General features: G+C 71.2%; 14 protein-coding genes. All 14 read right to left on the minus strand.

Annotation, left to right across the window (positions count from 1 at the left end):
• Position 1 precedes the first annotated feature (1 nt).
• On the minus strand, positions 2–1,357 hold the full coding sequence (nuoH, locus tag AC5RWQ_RS02820; protein WP_494281181.1) for an NADH-quinone oxidoreductase subunit NuoH: 1,356 nt from the start codon (positions 1,355–1,357) through the stop codon (positions 2–4).
• A complete protein-coding gene (locus tag AC5RWQ_RS02825) occupies positions 1,354–3,861 on the minus strand; it encodes an NADH-quinone oxidoreductase subunit G (protein ID WP_494281182.1) in 2,508 nt (835 codons plus the stop codon). Before AC5RWQ_RS02825 ends, nuoH begins: the two co-directional genes overlap by 4 nt.
• A complete protein-coding gene (gene nuoF / locus AC5RWQ_RS02830; RefSeq protein WP_494281183.1) occupies positions 3,861–5,177 on the minus strand; it encodes an NADH-quinone oxidoreductase subunit NuoF in 1,317 nt (438 codons plus the stop codon). Before nuoF ends, AC5RWQ_RS02825 begins: the two co-directional genes overlap by 1 nt.
• On the minus strand, positions 5,174–6,241 hold the full coding sequence (gene nuoE, locus AC5RWQ_RS02835; protein WP_494281184.1) for an NADH-quinone oxidoreductase subunit NuoE: 1,068 nt from the start codon (positions 6,239–6,241) through the stop codon (positions 5,174–5,176). The genes nuoF and nuoE overlap by 4 nt, the downstream gene beginning before the upstream one ends.
• Positions 6,238–7,563, minus strand: coding sequence for an NADH-quinone oxidoreductase subunit D (locus AC5RWQ_RS02840; protein ID WP_494281185.1), 1,326 nt, complete (start codon positions 7,561–7,563; stop codon positions 6,238–6,240). The genes nuoE and AC5RWQ_RS02840 overlap by 4 nt, the downstream gene beginning before the upstream one ends.
• On the minus strand, positions 7,560–8,297 hold the full coding sequence (locus AC5RWQ_RS02845) for an NADH-quinone oxidoreductase subunit C (protein WP_494281186.1): 738 nt from the start codon (positions 8,295–8,297) through the stop codon (positions 7,560–7,562). Before AC5RWQ_RS02845 ends, AC5RWQ_RS02840 begins: the two co-directional genes overlap by 4 nt.
• Positions 8,294–8,971 carry a NuoB/complex I 20 kDa subunit family protein gene (locus AC5RWQ_RS02850; protein WP_334491239.1) on the minus strand — a complete coding sequence of 226 codons (678 nt, stop codon included), beginning with the start codon at positions 8,969–8,971 and terminating at the stop codon, positions 8,294–8,296. Before AC5RWQ_RS02850 ends, AC5RWQ_RS02845 begins: the two co-directional genes overlap by 4 nt.
• Before the next feature lie 14 nt (positions 8,972–8,985).
• Positions 8,986–9,351: an NADH-quinone oxidoreductase subunit A gene (locus AC5RWQ_RS02855; RefSeq protein ID WP_088959279.1), complete on the minus strand. Its 366-nt coding sequence runs from the start codon at positions 9,349–9,351 to the stop codon at positions 8,986–8,988.
• A gap of 131 nt (positions 9,352–9,482) precedes the next feature.
• A complete protein-coding gene (locus AC5RWQ_RS02860; RefSeq protein ID WP_494281187.1) occupies positions 9,483–10,757 on the minus strand; it encodes a geranylgeranyl reductase family protein in 1,275 nt (424 codons plus the stop codon).
• Between the two features lie 134 nt (positions 10,758–10,891).
• The gene (locus tag AC5RWQ_RS02865) at positions 10,892–11,116 is read right to left on the minus strand and encodes a hypothetical protein (RefSeq protein WP_334491244.1); all 225 of its coding nucleotides are present in this window, start codon (positions 11,114–11,116) and stop codon (positions 10,892–10,894) included.
• Positions 11,117–11,184: 68 nt separating this feature from the next.
• Positions 11,185–11,895 (minus strand): demethylmenaquinone methyltransferase, encoded by a 711-nt coding sequence (locus AC5RWQ_RS02870; RefSeq protein ID WP_494281188.1) that lies wholly within the window; start codon positions 11,893–11,895, stop codon positions 11,185–11,187.
• A gap of 109 nt (positions 11,896–12,004) precedes the next feature.
• Positions 12,005–13,264, minus strand: coding sequence for a PT domain-containing protein (locus AC5RWQ_RS02875; protein ID WP_494281189.1), 1,260 nt, complete (start codon positions 13,262–13,264; stop codon positions 12,005–12,007).
• Positions 13,265–13,445: 181 nt separating this feature from the next.
• Positions 13,446–14,651, minus strand: a complete 1,206-nt coding sequence (locus AC5RWQ_RS02880; protein ID WP_494281190.1) for an LPXTG cell wall anchor domain-containing protein — start codon at positions 14,649–14,651, stop codon at positions 13,446–13,448.
• A 336-nt stretch (positions 14,652–14,987) separates the two neighbouring features.
• Positions 14,988–16,202, minus strand: a complete 1,215-nt coding sequence (locus tag AC5RWQ_RS02885) for a hypothetical protein (RefSeq protein WP_494281191.1) — start codon at positions 16,200–16,202, stop codon at positions 14,988–14,990.
• Positions 16,203–16,249: the final 47 nt, after the last annotated feature.

The raw sequence follows: 16,249 nt of genomic DNA on the forward strand, positions 1-16,249 counted from the left end.
GTCACACCTCCCTGGAGTCGGAGCCGGTGGCGATGTTGGCCGGCTCCCGCTCGGCGACCACGCGCTTGGTGCGCGGGCTCGGTGGTACCTGAAGATCCAGCGGCGGCAGCGGGAAGCTGCCGTACGGCCGGTTGTTGGCCTGTTCCTGCAGGGACGGCTTCGGCTCCGGCTTCCGGCTCGGCCAGAAGACCGTCGCCAGCAGCAGCACCCCCGCGCCGATGGCGGTGGCGAGCAGCCGGTCCCGCGACTGCCAGTCCTCGATGGAGCGCAGCCCGGCGAGGACCAGGATCCAGACCAGGTTGATCGGGAGCAGGACCTTCCAACCGAACCGCATGAACTGGTCGTAGCGGAGCCGGGGCAGGGTGCCCCGGAGCCAGACGAAGACGAAGACCAGGATCAGCACCTTGCCGAAGAACCAGAGCATCGGCCACCAGCCGGAGTTGGCGCCGGCCCAGAAGGTGGTGATCGGCGCGGGCGCCCGCCAGCCGCCGAGGAAGAGCGTCGTGGTGACCGCGGACATGGTCACCATCGAGACGTACTCGGAGAGCATGAAGAGCGCGAACTTCAGCGAGCTGTACTCGGTCATGAAGCCCGCGACCAGCTCCGACTCGGCCTCGGGGAGGTCGAACGGCGCCCGGTTGGTCTCACCGACGGTGGCGATGAAGAAGATGATGAAGCTGGGCAGCAGCAGGATCGCGTACCAGCCGGGCGCCGGGATCTCCGCGCCGCCGATGCTGAGCTGGGTGCCGTTCGCCTGGGCGGCGACGATCCCGCTGGTGGACATCGTCCCGGCGGTCATGAACACCGCCACGATGCTCAGCCCCATCGCGACCTCGTACGAGATCATCTGGGCGCTGGAGCGGAGACCGCCGAGCAGCGGGTAGGTCGAGCCGGAGGCCCAACCGCCCAGCACGATGCCGTAGATGCCCATCGACGAACAGGCCAGCAGCACCAGCACCGCCACCGACACGTCGGTGACCTGCAACGGGGTGTGGTGGCCGAAGATGCTGACCATCGGGCCGAACGGCACCACCGACAGGGCGGTCACCGCGCAGATCACCGAGATGGTCGGCGCGAAGAAGTAGACGACCTTGTCCGCGGCCCGCGGCAGGATGTCCTCCTTGAAGGCCATCTTCAGGCCGTCGGCGAGGGTCTGCAGCAGGCCGAACGGGCCCACCTGGTTGGGGCCGGGCCGGACCTGCATGTAGCCGACGACCCGCCGCTCGAACCAGACGCCGAGCAGCGTGGCCAGCAGGCCGAAGGCGAAGGCGAAGACGATCTTGCCGAGGACCAGCCACCAGGGGTCCTTGCCGAAATCGGCCAGCGTCGGGTCCTGCGCCAGGTAGAGCGCGTTCACTGGTTACCCCCAGCGTTGAGGAGGGGACCCGGGCGGCCGGCCTCGTCCGCCGCGACCCGACCGGCCGGGATGGCCGCGGTCGGAGCGGGAACGGAGATCCGCACGACCGTGCCGGACGCGGCCCCGAGGCTGCGCCGGACGGTCGAGCCGGGTGAATTGGTCGGCAGCCAGACGACCCCGTCCGGCATCTCGGTGATCTCCGCCGGCAGGGTCAGCGCCCCCCGGTCGGTGCCCACCGTGACCGGGTCGCCGTCGGCGACACCGATCGCGTCGGCGGTGCCCTTCGCCAGCCGGACCACCGGCGGGCGGGCGGTGCCGGCGAGGTGCTCGTCGCCGTCGGTGAGGCTGCCCAGGTCGATCAGCTGGTGCCAGGTGGCCAGTACCGCCTCGCCGGGCCCGGGCTGCCGGACGGAGGCCGGCTCCACCGTGGGGACGGCCGGTCGATCCACCCGGGTCGGCGGCAGGCCACCCAGCTCGCGCCGAATGCTCGGCACGTCACCGGTGCCGAGTCGGACGTCGAGCTGCGCGGCGAGCGCGTCGAGCACCCGACCGTCGGTCATCGCCGTGGTGTTCAGCACCGCCTCGAAGGTGCGCAGCCGGCCCTCCCAGTCCAGGAAGCTGCCGGCCTTCTCGACCACCGGGGCGATCGGAAGGACGACGTCCGCCCGGCGGGCCACCGCCGAGTTGCGCAGCTCCAGGCTGACCAGGAACGGCACCGCGTCCAGGGCCTCCTCGGCCAGCCGCGGGTCGGCCAGGTCGGCCGGGTCCACGCCGGCCACCACCAGGGCGCCGAGCTGGCCGTTGACCGCCGCCGTGAGGATGCCGTCGGTGTCCCGCCCGGCCTGGCTCGGGATCACCCCGGCCGGGATGTCCCAGGCCTCGCCCAGCTCCGCCCGGGCGGCCGGCTCGGTGACCGGACGCCCGCCGGGGAGCAGGTTGGGCAGGCAGCCCGCGTCGACCGCGCCGCGGTCACCCGCGCGCCGCGGCACCCAGGCCAGCTTCGCGCCGGTCCGCCGCGCCACCGCCGCCGCGGCGGAGAGCCCGCCCGGCACGCTGGCCAGCCGCTCGCCGACGAAGAGGATCGCGCCCTCGGCGCTGAGCGCCTCGGCCACCGTGTCGTGCTCGGCGAGCACGCTCGCCTCCTCGCCCGGCACCACCCGGGCCAGCTTGGCCCCGAGCTTCTCCAGGCCGCGGGTGGCGAACGGCGCGATCGCGTAGACGGTCAACTTCTTCTTCAGGTACGCCTTGCGCAGCCGCAGGAAGAGGATCGGGCACTCCTCCTCCGGCTCCAGGCCGACCAGCACCACCGTGGACGCCTTCTCCACGTCGGCGTAGGTCACCTCGGTGAACCCGGCGACGCTGCTGGCCAGGAAGTCGGCCTCCTCGCGGGAGACCGGCCGGGCCCGGAAGTCGATGTCGTTGGTGTGCAGGGCCACCCGGGCGAACTTGGCGTAGGCGTAGGCGTCCTCGACGGTGAGCCGGCCGCCGGTGAGCACCGCGGTGCCCCGGCCGCCGTCCCGGGCGGCACGCAGCCCGTCGGCGGCCCGGGTCAGCGCCTCGCTCCAGGAGGCCTCGCGCAGCTCGCCGGTGCTCTCGTCGCGTACCCGCGGGGTGGTGATCCGGTCGAAGGCGCGGGTGTACTGGAAGCCCCACCGCCCCTTGTCGCAGTTCCACTCCTCGTTGACCTGCGGGTCGTCGCCGGCCAGCCGGCGCAGCACCTTGCCGCGCCGCCAGTCGGTGCGCTGGGCGCAGCCGGCCGAGCAGTGCTCGCAGACGCTGGGGCTCGAGACCAGGTCGAACGGGCGGGCCCGGAACCGGTACTGGCTCCCGGTGAGCGCGCCCACCGGACAGATCTGCACGGTGTTGCCGGAGAAGTAGGAGTTGAACGGGACGTCGCCCGCGTCGCCCTCTTCGCCGTACGCCTCGTCCCGGTAGATGTTGATCTCCTCGGCGGACGACCGGCCCATCAGGTCGATGAACTTGTCGCCGGCGATCTCCTCGGAGAACCGGGTGCAGCGCTGGCAGAGCACGCAGCGCTCACGGTCCAGCAGCACCTGGCTGCTGATCGACATCGGCTTCTCGTACTCGCGCTTGTGCTCGTGGAAGCGGGAGTCGGTGCGGCCGGTCGACATCGCCTGGTTCTGCAGCGGGCACTCGCCGCCCTTGTCGCACATCGGGCAGTCGAGCGGGTGGTTGAGCAGCAGCAGCTCCATCACCCCCTCCTGCGCCTTCTTGGCGACCGGGGAGGTGAGCTGGGTGCGGACCACCATGCCGTCGGCGACGGTCTGGGTGCACGAGGCGACCGGCTTGCGCTGCCCCTCCACCTCGACCAGGCACTGCCGGCAGGCGCCGGCCGGGGCCAGCAGCGGGTGGTCGCAGAACCGGGGGATCTCGGTGCCCAACTGCTCGGCGACCCGGATCAGCAGCGCGCCCTTGGGGGCGGTGACCTCGACGCCGTCGATGGTGAGCGTGACCGTCTCGGTCTGCTTGGCTACGTCCGTCATCAGTGAGCTCCAACCAGCTGCTTGTCGGAGAGCTTCGGCGCGGTACGTCCCTCGATGTAGTCGAGGTAGTCCTGCTTGAAGTACTTCAGCGACGAGGTCACCGAGCTGGTCGCACCGTCACCCAGACCGCAGAACGACCGGCCGAGGATGTTGTCGCAGGTGTCGAGCAGGGTGTCCAGGTCCTCGTGGGTGCCCTGGCCGGCGAGGATCCGCCGGTAGACCCGGACCATCCAGTAGTTGCCCTCGCGGCACGGGGTGCACTTGCCGCACGACTCGTGGTGGTAGAACTCCAGCCACCGGTAGGTCGCGTACACCGGGCAGTCCTGGTCGGAGAAGATCTGGGTGGCCGTGGTGCCCAGGATCGAGCCGGCCGCCGCCACCCCCTCGAAGTCCAGCGGCACGTCCAGGTGCTCGGCGGTGAGCAGCGGCGTCGACGACCCGCCCGGCGTCCAGAACTTCAGGTTGTGCCCGGGCTGCATCCCGCCGGCCAGCTCGATCAGCTCGCGCAGGGTGATCCCCATCGAGCACTCGAACTGGCCGGGGTTGGCGATCCGGCCGGAGAGCGAGTAGATCATCGGGCCGGAGGACTTCTCCGTCCCCATGGTCTTCCACCAGTCCGCGCCGCCCAGCACGATGGGCGGCACGCTGGCGATGGTGCCGACGTTGTTGACCACGGTTGGGCTGGCGTACAGGCCGTGGGTCGCCGGGAACGGCGGGCGGAGCCGGGGCTGGCCCCGGAAGCCCTCCAGCGAGTCCAGCAGCGCGGTCTCCTCACCGCAGATGTACGCCCCGGCGCCGGAGTGCACCACCAGCTCCAGGTCGAACCCGGAACGCATGATGTTCTTCCCGAGGTAGCCCTTGTCGTACGCCTCCCGCACCGCGTTGCGCAGCCGGCGCGCGGCGTGCACCGCCTCGCCCCGGATGTAGATGTAGGCGCGGCTGGCCCGGATCGCGTACGACGCGATGATCACGCCCTCGACCAGCGCGTGCGGGTCGTGCGTCATCAGCGGCAGGTCCTTGCAGGTGCCCGGCTCGCCCTCGTCGGCGTTGACCACCAGGTAGTGCGGCTTGCCGTCGCCCTGCGGGATGAACCCCCACTTGAGACCGGTCGGGAAGCCGGCGCCACCCCGGCCGCGCAGCCCGGAGTCCTTGATCAGCTGGATCAGGTCGTCCGGGTGGGCCTTGAGCGCCTTGCGCAGCGCCGCATAGCCGTCGAGCTTCTCGTAGGTGTCGATCCGCCAGGCGTCCGGCGACAGCCAGCGCTTGGTCAGCACGGGCGTCAGCTTGGCCAGCGTCTCCGGCCGAGGAGTGGTCACTTCTGGCCCCCCGTTTCGCTCGCGACCGCGGGGCCGCCGTTGGCGCCCGCCTCCGCTTCCTTGAGGTTGCGCTCCTGGGCGCCGGCTTCGTCGCCGGCGGGCTTGCCGTCACCGGCCGGCGGGTTGGCCGCCACGCCGGCGGCCACCGCCTGCCGCGCGTCGCGGGGCGCCGGCGCGGTGGTGTCCACCGGGAGCTTGGTGCCGGGGGCGTCCGGCACGGCGGTCGCCGCGTCGGGCTGCCGGGTCTCGGCGGTACGCACCTGCGGCGACTTGCCGTCCGGAGCCTTGACGTCCGGGGCGGTGCTGCCGCTGGCCGGGGCCTTGGCGGGCTCGGCCTTGGCGGCCTCCGCGGCCTTGGCCTGGGCGGCGGCCTTGTCGGCCTCGGCCTTGCTCCGGATCGGCGTGTTCGGGTCGTAGCCGGGTACCGAGATGCCGTGCTGCTCGGCCAGGCGCAGGCCCCGCAGGGTCGGCTCGCCCGGCCCGCCGTCGGCGACCGCGCCCTCCCGCTCGTCGGCGAAACCGGCGAGCTGGACCGCCATCTCCTTGAGCGTGCAGAGCCGGGCGCCGCGGGTCGGCATCGGCCGGCCGCCGGAGCGCAGCTCGTCGACCACGCCGAGCGCGGTCTGCGGGTCGACGCCGTCGAAGAAGTCGTAGTTGACGGTCATCACCGGGCCGTAGTCGCAGGCCGCGAGGCACTCGGCGTGCTCCAGGGTGATCTTCCCGTCGGCGGTGGTCTCGTCGTGCCCGACGCCGAGGTGCTCGGCGAGGGTGTCGTAGACCGCCTGGCCGCCCAGCACGTCGCACATCGTGTTGGTGCAAACGCTGACCAGGTAGTCGCCGGTGGGCCGGCGCTTGTACATGGTGTAGAAGGTCGCCACCGCGCCGACCTGGGCCTTGTTCAGCCCGAGCACCTCGGCGCAGAACTCGACGCCGGCCGGGGAGACGTAGCCCTGCTCGGACTGCACCAGGTGCAGCAGCGGCAACAGCGCCGAGCGGGACCGGTCGGCCGGGTACCGGGCGACGATCTCCCGCGCCCGCTCGCGAGTCGTTTCACTGAAGGTCATCGGTCACAACCACCCATCACGGGGTCCAGCGAGGCGCCACCGGCGATCACGTCGGCGATCAGGCCGCCCTCGGCCATCGCCGGGAGGGCCTGGAGGTTGACGAAGCTCGGCTCCCGGTAGTGCACCCGGTAGGGCCGGGTGCCGCCGTCGGAGACCGCGTGCACGCCCAGCTCACCGCGGGGCGACTCGATGCCGACGTACACCTGGCCCGGCGGGACCCGGAAGCCCTCGGTGACGAGCTTGAAGTGGTGGATCAGCGACTCCATCGACTGACCCATGATCTTGGCGACGTGCTCCAGCGAGTTACCCATGCCGTCCACGCCGATGGCGAGCTGCGCCGGCCACGCGATCTTGCGGTCGGCGACCATCACCGGGCCCGGCTTCAACCGGTCGAGGGCCTGCTCGACCAGCTTCAGCGACTCCCGGATCTCGGCGAGCCGGACCAGGTAGCGGCCCCAGACGTCACCGTCCGGGTGGGTCGGCACGTCGAACTCGTACGTCTCGTAGCCGCAGTACGGCATCGTCTTGCGCAGGTCCCAGGCCAGGCCCGCGGAGCGGAGCACCGGGCCGGTGACCCCGAGCGCGACGCAGGCGGTCACATCGAGCACCGCGACGCCCTTGGTCCGCTCGGTCCAGATCGGCTGGCCGGAGAGGAGGTCCTCGTACTCCTTGAGCTTCTTCGGCATCATCGCGAGGAAGTTGCGGATCTTGCCGATCGCCTCGTCCGGCACGTCCTGCGCCACGCCGCCCGGCCGGATGTACGCGTGGTTCATCCGCAGGCCGGTGATGGTCTCGAAGATGTCGAGGATGTACTCCCGCTCGCGGAAGCCGTACAGCATGATAGAAATCGCGCCCAGTTCCATGCCGGTGGTGGCCAGCCAGACCAGGTGCGAGGAGATCCGGTTCAGCTCCATCATCAGCACCCGGATGGTGGTGGCCCGCTCGGTGATCTCGTCGGTGATGCCGAGCAGCTTCTCCACCGCCAGCGCGTACGCCGTCTCGTTGAACAGCGGGGAGAGGTAGTCCATCCGGGTCACGAAGGTCGAGCCCTGGACCCAGTTGCGGTATTCGAGGTTCTTCTCGATGCCGGTGTGCAGGTAGCCGACGACCGAGCGGGCCTCGCGGACCGTCTCGCCCTCCAGCTCCAGGATCAGCCGGAGCACGCCGTGCGTGGACGGGTGCTGCGGACCCATGTTGACGACGATCCGCTCGTCGTTGATCGGGTCGGTGCCGGAGACGACCTGGTCCCAGTCCCCACCGGTGACGGTGAAGACCTTCCCCTCGGTGGTCTCACGCTCGGTCGCGTAGTTGGACGTGGTCACTGGTAGGACCTCCTACGGTCCGGCGGCGGGATTTCCGCACCCTTGTACTCGACGGGGATGCCGCCGAGCGGGTAGTCCTTGCGCTGCGGGTGACCCTCCCAGTCGTCCGGCATGAGGATCCGGGTGAGGTTGGGGTGGCCGTCGAAGACGATGCCGAACATGTCGTACGCCTCCCGCTCCTGCCAGTCGGCGGTCGGGTAGACGGCGGTGACGCTCGGCAGGTGGGGCTGCTCGACGGAGACCGCGGCCTCCAGCCGGACCCGACGCCGGTAGGTCATCGAGGTGAGCTGGTAGACCACATGCAGCCGGCGCTCGTCGGCGCCGAGGTAGTCGGCCCCGGAGACCGAGGAGCAGAGCTCGAAGCGGAGCCCCATGTCGTCCCGCATCACCTGGCAGACCTCGGCGATCCGCTCGGGGCGGACGTGCAGGGTCAGCTCGCCGCGGTCGACCACGACCTTCTCGATCGCGTCGGCGAAGCCCGGGTACGCCTCCTCCAGCGCGTCGCGGACCTCGTCGAAGTAGCTGCCGTACGGCCGGGGGGTCTCCTCGATCGGCTTGCGCTGGCGGACCAGGCCGCCGTAGCCGGAGACGTCACCGGTGCCGTGCATGCCGAACATGCCGCGGCCGGCGGGGCTGGACGGCGGGTACTCGGCCGGGGCGCCGGTGCTGGCCCCCGCCGGGGTGACCGGTACCGGTACCCCGCCGTCGTTGTTCCTGTCGTTCGGTGCGGTCACTTCGGGCCCCCGTGCGCGTGGAGGTGGTTCTGGGCGTTCATCCAGTTCTCGATCCGCAGCTGCTCCTCGCGCCCCTCGCGGACCGCCTGGGTCCACTCGGCACGCCGGGCCTTGTCGTTGCGGTACGAGGACGGCATCGAGCCGTACGGCACGACCGGGACGTCGCCGCGCTCCTGGCGGGCCGCCAGCATCTTGCGCCCGTTCGCGCCCAGCGGCTCGTACATGATCTTCTCGCGGAGCTTGAGGATCGCGTCGATGAGCATCTCGGGCCGGGGCGGGCAGCCCGGGAGGTACATGTCGACCGGCACCACGTGGTCGACGCCCTGGACGATGGCGTAGTTGTTGAACATGCCGCCGCTGCTGGCGCAGACGCCCATGGAGAGCACCCAGCGGGGCTCGGCCATCTGGTCGTAGATCTGGCGCAGGACCGGGGCCATCTTCTGGCTCACCCGCCCGGCCACGATCATCAGGTCGGCCTGGCGCGGCGAGGCCCGGAAGACCTCCATGCCCCAGCGGCCCATGTCGTAGTGCGGACCGCCGGCGGCCATCATCTCGATGGCGCAGCAGGCCAGGCCGAAGGTGGCGCCCCAGACGGACGACTTCCGCGACCAGTTGACCAGCTTCTCCACGGAGGTGAGCAGGACGCCGGCCGGGAGCTTCTCCTCGATGCCCATCTGACGTACCTCCCTCAGTCCCAGTCCAGGCCGCCGCGCCGCCACACGTAGGCGTAAGCGACGAAGACCGCGACGATGAACATGACCATCTCCACGAAGCCGAAGATCGGCAGGGCGTCGAACGAGACCGCCCAGGGGTACAGGAAGATGATCTCGATGTCGAAGACGATGAAGAGCATCGCCGTCAGGTAGAACTTGATCGGGAACCGGCCGCCGCCGACCGGCTGCGGGCTCGGCTCGATGCCGCACTCGTACGCCTCGAGCTTGGCCTTGTTGAAGCGCCGGGGACCGGCGAAGCGGGCGGCGGCCACGGAGAACAGCGAGAACCCCGCGGCGAGGGCGAACAGCCCGATGATCGGTGCGTAAGGCGAGAGCGACATCTTTTCTCCTGCTCGTCCTTCCCCTGCCCCTGGTACTTGGCGAAAATCACACTATTCACGTCCCTCGTGACGTCCGCCAGCGGGGGTCGATCTCTGTCCGCGCCCGGGCCTCGCGGCCCGAACGCGGTGGTCTAGACGGCCGGTGCCGCCTTCGTCATCGCGTTGATGACCCGGTCCATCGCATCCCCGCCGCGCGGGTCGGTCAGGTTGGCCAGCAGCTTGAGCACGAAGCGCATCAGCGTCGGGTGCGGCATGCCGTGCTTGGTCGCCATCCGCATCACCTCGGGACGGCCGATCAGCTTGACGAAGATTCCGCCGAGCCGGTAGTAGCCACCGAAGCGCGCCTTCAGCTCCTGCGGGTACGCCATCAGCGCCCGCTCCCGCTCGGGGCCGGCCGGCCGGGCGAGCGCCTGGACCGCGATCTCCGCGGCCAGCTCGCCGGACTCCATCGCGTACGCGATGCCCTCGCCGTTGAACGGGTTGACCATGCCGCCGGAGTCGCCGACCAGCATGACGCCCCGGGTGTAGTGCGGGACCCGATTGAAGCCCATCGGCAGCGCGGCGCCCAGGATCGGCCCCTCGGCGTTCGCCTCGTCGGTCATCCCCCAGTCCTCCGGGGTGTTGGCCAGCCAGTCGGTGAGCAGCCGTCGGTAGTTCGTCTTGCCGAAGGCGGAGGAGGAGTTCAGGATGCCGAGGCCGGCGTTGACCCGGCCGTCACCGAGGCCGAAGATCCAGCCGTAGCCGGGGAGCAGGGCGTCGCTGCCCTTGCCGCGCAGCTCCAGCCAGGACTCCAGGTAGTTGTCGTCGTGCTTGGCGGGCGAGCGGTAGTAGCGCCGGACGGCCACCCCGATCGGCCGGTCCTCCCGCTTGGCCAGCCCGAGGGCGAGCGGGAAGCGGCCGGAGACTCCGTCCGCGGCGACCACCAGCGGCGCGTGGAAGGCGGCGGGTTCCTTGTCCGGGCCGACCTCGGCCTGCACGCCGATCACCCGGTCGTCGGCGTCGAGCACCGGACCGATGACGTTGACGCTGGTGCGCAGCTTGGCGCCGGCGGCGACCGCCCGCTGGGCGAGTAAATCGTCGAAGTCCAGCCGGGTGCGGACCAGTCCGTAGTTGGGGAAGCTGGCCAGGTCGGGCCAGTCCAGTTCGAGGCGTACCCCGCCGCCGATCACCCGCAGGCCCCTGTTGTGCAGCCAGCCCGCCTCGGGCGAGGTGTCCACGCCCATCCGGATGAGCTGCCGGGTCGCCCGGGGGGTGAGCCCGTCCCCGCAGACCTTCTCGCGAGGGAACTCGGTCTTCTCCAGCAGCAGCACGCGTACGCCGTGCCGCGCCAGGTGGTACGCCGTCGCCGATCCTCCGGGACCGGCGCCCACCACGATCACGTCGGCGTCGTTCTCCACCGAAGTCATCTGCGCCTCCTCCCGCATGCTCGTGAAATGCTTCACAAGCCGATCGGGTTGGAGTCTATGACCGGCGTTACACCCCGGGCCGCTGAGGGGTACCTAACTTGCCGGAAACACGCGGGGCGGCGTTCACCTGGGGATCAGCGCCGGACCGGTGAGGCTGGGTCCAGGCCGGCGTCGGCCCGGATCGTCTCGGGCAGGTGCTCGCGCAGCGCGCCGCCGGCCGCCCGATCGAGCGCGGCCAGCACCTCGGCGACCACCTGACGGACGTCGGTGGGATCGGCGCCGGCCAGCTCCCTGAGCTGGGCGATGAGTTCGGCCGCGTCGTCGTCGGTCGGCACGTCCGGCTTGTCTGCTGCCGTCATGGGGGCGAGCCTACGGGGCAAAGTAGACTAAAAACCGATATTCACGAAACAGATGGCTGAATGCCGCGTCAGTCGCGAACCGCCCGGTGCAGCGCGACCACGCCACCGGTCAGGTTGCGCCAGGCCACCCGCCCCCAGCCGGCCGCGCCGATCCGCGCCGCCAACGCCGGCTGGTCCGGCCAGGCCCGGATCGACTCGGCGAGGTAGACGTACGCGTCGGGGTTGCTCGAGACGGCCCGCGCCACCGCCGGCAGCGACCGCATCAGGTACGACAGGTAGACCGTGCGGAAGGCGGGGTTGACCGGGGTGCTGAACTCGCAGACCACCAGCCGGCCACCGGGCCGGGTGACCCGGGCCAGCTCACGCAGCGCCGCGTCGGTGTCGTTGACGTTGCGCAGCGCGAAGGAGATGGTCACCGCGTCGAAGCTGGCGTCGGCGAACGGCAGCCGCAAGGCGTCCCCGGCCAGCAGCGGCACCGCCGGGCGGGTCCGCTTGCCGGCGTGCAGCATCCCCAGCGACAGGTCCGCGCCCACCGCGTACGCCCCGGAGTACGCCAGTTCCTCGGTCGAGACACCGGTGCCCGCGCCGACGTCCAGGACCTTCTCCCCCGGACGCAGGTCGAGCGCGGCGCGGGTCGCCCGCCGCCAGGACCGGTCCTGCCCGAAGGAGAGCACAGTGTTGGTCAGGTCGTAGCGGGCGGCCACGCCGTCGAACATCGCGGCGACCTCGTGCGGCTGCTTGTCCAGGCTGGCGCGCTGGCCCTGCGGGGTACGGCTCACCCCTCCACTCTGCCAGCCGGGCCGCGGCCGCTGGCCGCTGGGTCTCGCCGCCCCGGGTACGGGAAAGGGCGGGGTGGTCACCCACCCCGCCCTTACTCCGCGGAAGAAATCAGTCCTCGGACTTCTCGTCCCCCGGGGTCACCAGCACGACCCGGCGCCGGCGCGAGAGCACCAGCAGCGCCCCGCCCGCGAGCAGGATCGCCCCGCCGATGCCGCCGATCAGGCCGACCTGCGTACCGGTCACCGGCAGGCCACCGTCGCCGCCACCGCTGCCGCCACCGGCGGTCGGGCTGGCGGTCGGGACGCCGGTCGGCTGACCGATCGGGGTCGCGGTCGGCGTCGCCGTCGGGTTCGCGGTCGGCGAACCGGTCGGGGTCGGCTCGACGGTCAGGTCGACGAAGACGTCGAACTGGGCGGTGTTGTCACCGTCGTCGGTCTCGGTGAAGGTCCGCCGCTGGGCGCCGGTGGCGACCTGCGGCTCCTCCTCCGGCTGTCCCTCGGCGGCGTCCAGACCGGCGGCGAAGACGAAGCCCGGGCGGAGCAGCTTCTCGGTGACGCCGGCGCCGACCTTCACCCGCACGTCGGCGGTGTAGAACTGGCCCGGCCGCAGCACCGCGCCGGCGTCCTCGCAGTACGCCTGCGCGAACCCGCCGAGCTCCTGCTCGACGCAGCCCTCCGGCACCTCGGCGAAGGTGACGCCGGCCGGCAGCGTGATGCCGTACGCGATGCCGGTGGCCCGCCGGCTGCCGTCGTTGAAGACGACCCAGTCCAGCGGCGCGGTCTCGCCCGGCTTGACGCCCCGCAGCGCCGACTCGCCGGCCTCGTCGCCGTCGACCGTCACGTCGGCGTAGACGTCCTGTGCCCAGGTGGTGAGGTCGTAGCCGGGGCGGGCGACGGTGATGTCGTGCTCGACGGTGTTGTCGTCGAGGTGGGGGTCGGCGGTGGCCGAGCTGATGGTGACCACCAGGGTGCCGGCGGCGCCGCGGCCGCCGGTGGAGAAGAGCGGGATGTAGAAGTCCTCGGTGGTGCCACCGGCCAGGTCGCCGAGGAGGCAGGTGAAGGCGGTGCCGTCGACCTCACAGCCGTCGGGGACGACCACGCCGACCTTGTTGTCCTTGAGGTCCTTGGTCTCGACGGTCACCGAGACGTCCTTGGCGTCGACAGCGCTGCGGGTGTTGTCGACGGTGAACTTGAACGGCTTGGCCTTGGCCTCCTTGACGCCCTTGGCCAGCTCGTAGCTGAGCGGGATCAGCTGGAGGTCCGCCGGGTCGGCGGCCTGTGCGGGCGCGGCGCCGGTGGCCACGCCACCGGCGGCGAGCAGGGCCACGGCGCCGAGACGGGCCAGGGCCGTGCGGTGGAACAGTGTCATCGGTCCCCCGGGGTTAGGGAAGAACGGAAGGTTGCGAACCGGCCGGACGTTATCGGACATCGATGGCCCTGCGCCAGCCGCGACGGGCGGTCTCCGTCCACACCGGTCCGAACGGATGAAACGGTGCGGGCGGGATGGTCGCCCATCCCGCCCGCACCGCCCTACGTCAGCTCAACGATGCTCAGACCGTCGGCTTCTCGTCGCCCGGCGTCACCAGCACCACCCGGCGCCGACGCGCCGCCAGGAACAGCACCCCACCGGCGATCGCCGCCGCGACACCGACGCCACCGATCAGACCCGCCTGCGGGCCGGTCACCGGCAGACCGCCGCCGCCGGTGCCGCTGTCGCCACCGGTGCCACCACCGCCACCGTTCGGCTTCGCCGCCACGATCACCGCGAAGTTGTCGCTGTTGTCGCTCTCGTCGACGTCGGTCGCCTTGGCACCGGGTGCCGCCTCCTTGAGGAACGAGGGCAGCGTGGAGCCGGCCGCGGCGAGGGACTTCTCGGTGGCCGGAAGCTCACCACGGGCGCTCGCCGTGACCATGCCGCCGGTCAGGCTCACCGGTGCCTTCACGTCGGCGGCGACCTGCACCGGGAAGACGCCCCAGAGGTCCTCGCCCGGCTTGAGCTTGATCAGGCCACCCGAGCAGTTGGCGGTACGCCGGTCGGCGCTGAAGTCGCACTCCTTGAGGTCCCGGCTGAAGGTGACCCCCTTGGGGAGGGTGACCTTCAGGTCGAGACCGTCGGCGATCATGTCGCCCTGGTTGAAGATGTACGCCTGGGCGATCGTCTCCTCGCCCGGCTTCAGCAGCGGCGCCTTGGCCGGGTCGGTGTCCCAGTGCTCCGGCTCGATCCGGCGGTCGACGTCCGGGGCCAGTACGGAGAGGTCGACGCCGTTCTCCTCGGTGAACTCGACCTGGACGGTCTTGGAGTCGTTGGCCGGGTTGGTGTCCTCCGGCGACTGCACGGTGAAGGTGACCGGCGCCGAGTACGCGCCCGGCACGGTGTCCTTGAAGATGACCAGCGGCAGCTCCACGGTGGCGCCGGGGGCCGGGATCTCCCGCTCGGTCAGGGTGCACACCCAGGTGCTGGCGGTGCCGGGCTCGCACTCGTCGGCGAACGGCAGCACGCCCGCCTTCGCCGGGTCGAGCTTGGCGATGTCGATGATGACCTGCGCCGTCGACGGCGTGTTCTCACCCTTGTTGCTGATCTTGACGAACGCGGCCTTGCCCTCGACGTCCGCCGCGATGCGGGTGCCGGCGACGTCGAGCGACAGGTCGGTCCCGGTGCCCGCCGCGTACGCCGGCACGCCCAGCGCGGTGAACGCGCCGGAGGCGAGCAGGGCGGCGGCACCGATCCGCGCCAACGGTCGGTTGTGGAAGATCATGAAAGGTTCCCCCGTGGGAAGAAAAAAGGTGGGTCGGGCGGACGTTAGCGGCCGGCGATACACCTCGCCACCCCGCGCGCCGGGCGACTCGGCGTCCAACACCGGCGGACGACCACGAAGTGCCGGTATTGATGGCCCTTGTCGGCCTCGAGGTGGCCGCCACCTCCCCCGAACGGCCGAACCGTTCAGCATCTCCGGACCACCACCTGGCCGTTCGAGAAACGACCGTCCTCCGTGGCCGGTGGCGGGAATAGGTGCGGGCGGGATGGTTTCCCATCCCGCCCGCACCGCCCTGCGTTATGTGAACGGCCCTCACGGGCCGATGGAGGACGTACCTCAGGCCGTCGGCTTCTCGTCGCCCGGCGTCACCAGCACCACCCGGCGCCGACGCGCCGCCAGGAACAGCACCCCACCGGCGATCGCCGCCGCGACACCGACGCCACCGATCAGACCCGCCTGCGGGCCGGTCACCGGCAGACCGCCGCCGCCGGTGCCGCTGTCGCCACCGGTGCCACCACCGCCACCGTTCGGCTTCGCCGCCACGATCACCGCGAAGTCGTCGCTGTTGTCGCTCGGGTCGATCTCGTGCGCCGGTGCCAGCTTCATCCCCGCCGGCAGCTTCGGCTTGGCCGGCGCCAGGGGCTTCACCTCCGGGTCCAGCTGGCCGAGCGCGACCGCGGTGACCGTGCCGGGCTTGAGGGCGACCGGCGCCTTGACGTCCCCGGCGACGTGGATGGGGAGCTGGAAGTAGAGCGCGTCACCGCCCTCGGCCAACTGAAGGTCGGTGAGGTCGCAGGTGGCCGTCCGGTTGTCGGCCGAGTGGACGCAGTCGGTGAACTTGAGCGAGAAGGTGACATCCTCGGGCAGCTTGATGGTCAGCCGCACCCCGTCAGTGGTGCGGTCGCCCTGGTTGACCAGGGTGCCGAAGGCCATGGTGCTGTCACCGGGGTAGAGCGGCTGGTTGTTCGGCGCCTCCGGATCGTTGGCCGGCGGCTCGACGGCCTTGGTCACGTCCGAGACCAGCACGCCCAGATCGACGCCCTGCTCCGCGGTGAACTCCAGCTTCCCGACCCGGGTGTTGTTCGCCGGGTTGGTGTCGTCCTTCGAGGAGATCGTGTACGTGACGTCGCCGGAGTAGCTCGTCGCGGTCGAGTTCGCCTTGAAGGCCAGGAGCGGGAACTCCAGGGTCTCGCCCGGGCCGGGCAGCTGCTCCTGCGGCACGGCGCACGTCCAGGCCCGCACCTCGTCGCGCTCGCCCTCGGGGTTGCAGTTGCTCGTGTCGAGCGGCCAGATCGTGAACTTGCTGAAATCGAAGCCGGCGAGGTCGGCGTGGATGAACAGCTCGCTCGGCGTGTTCTGCCCGAGGTTACGCACCTTGGCGAAGGCGATCTTCTCACCGGCGTTGGTGGCGACCCGGGTGCCGACCACGTCGAGCGACAGGTCGGTCTCGGTGCCGGCGGCGTGCGCCGGGGCGCCGAAGGCGGCGAGCGCGCCGGCGGCGAGCAGGCTGGCAGCGCCGAGCCGCGCGAGCGGTCGGTTGTGGAAGCTCATGAAAGGTTTCCCCCGTGGGAAGAATGAGAGGTACGCCGCCGCACGTT

It is taken from the genome of Micromonospora sp. BS32, from assembly GCF_059089345.1.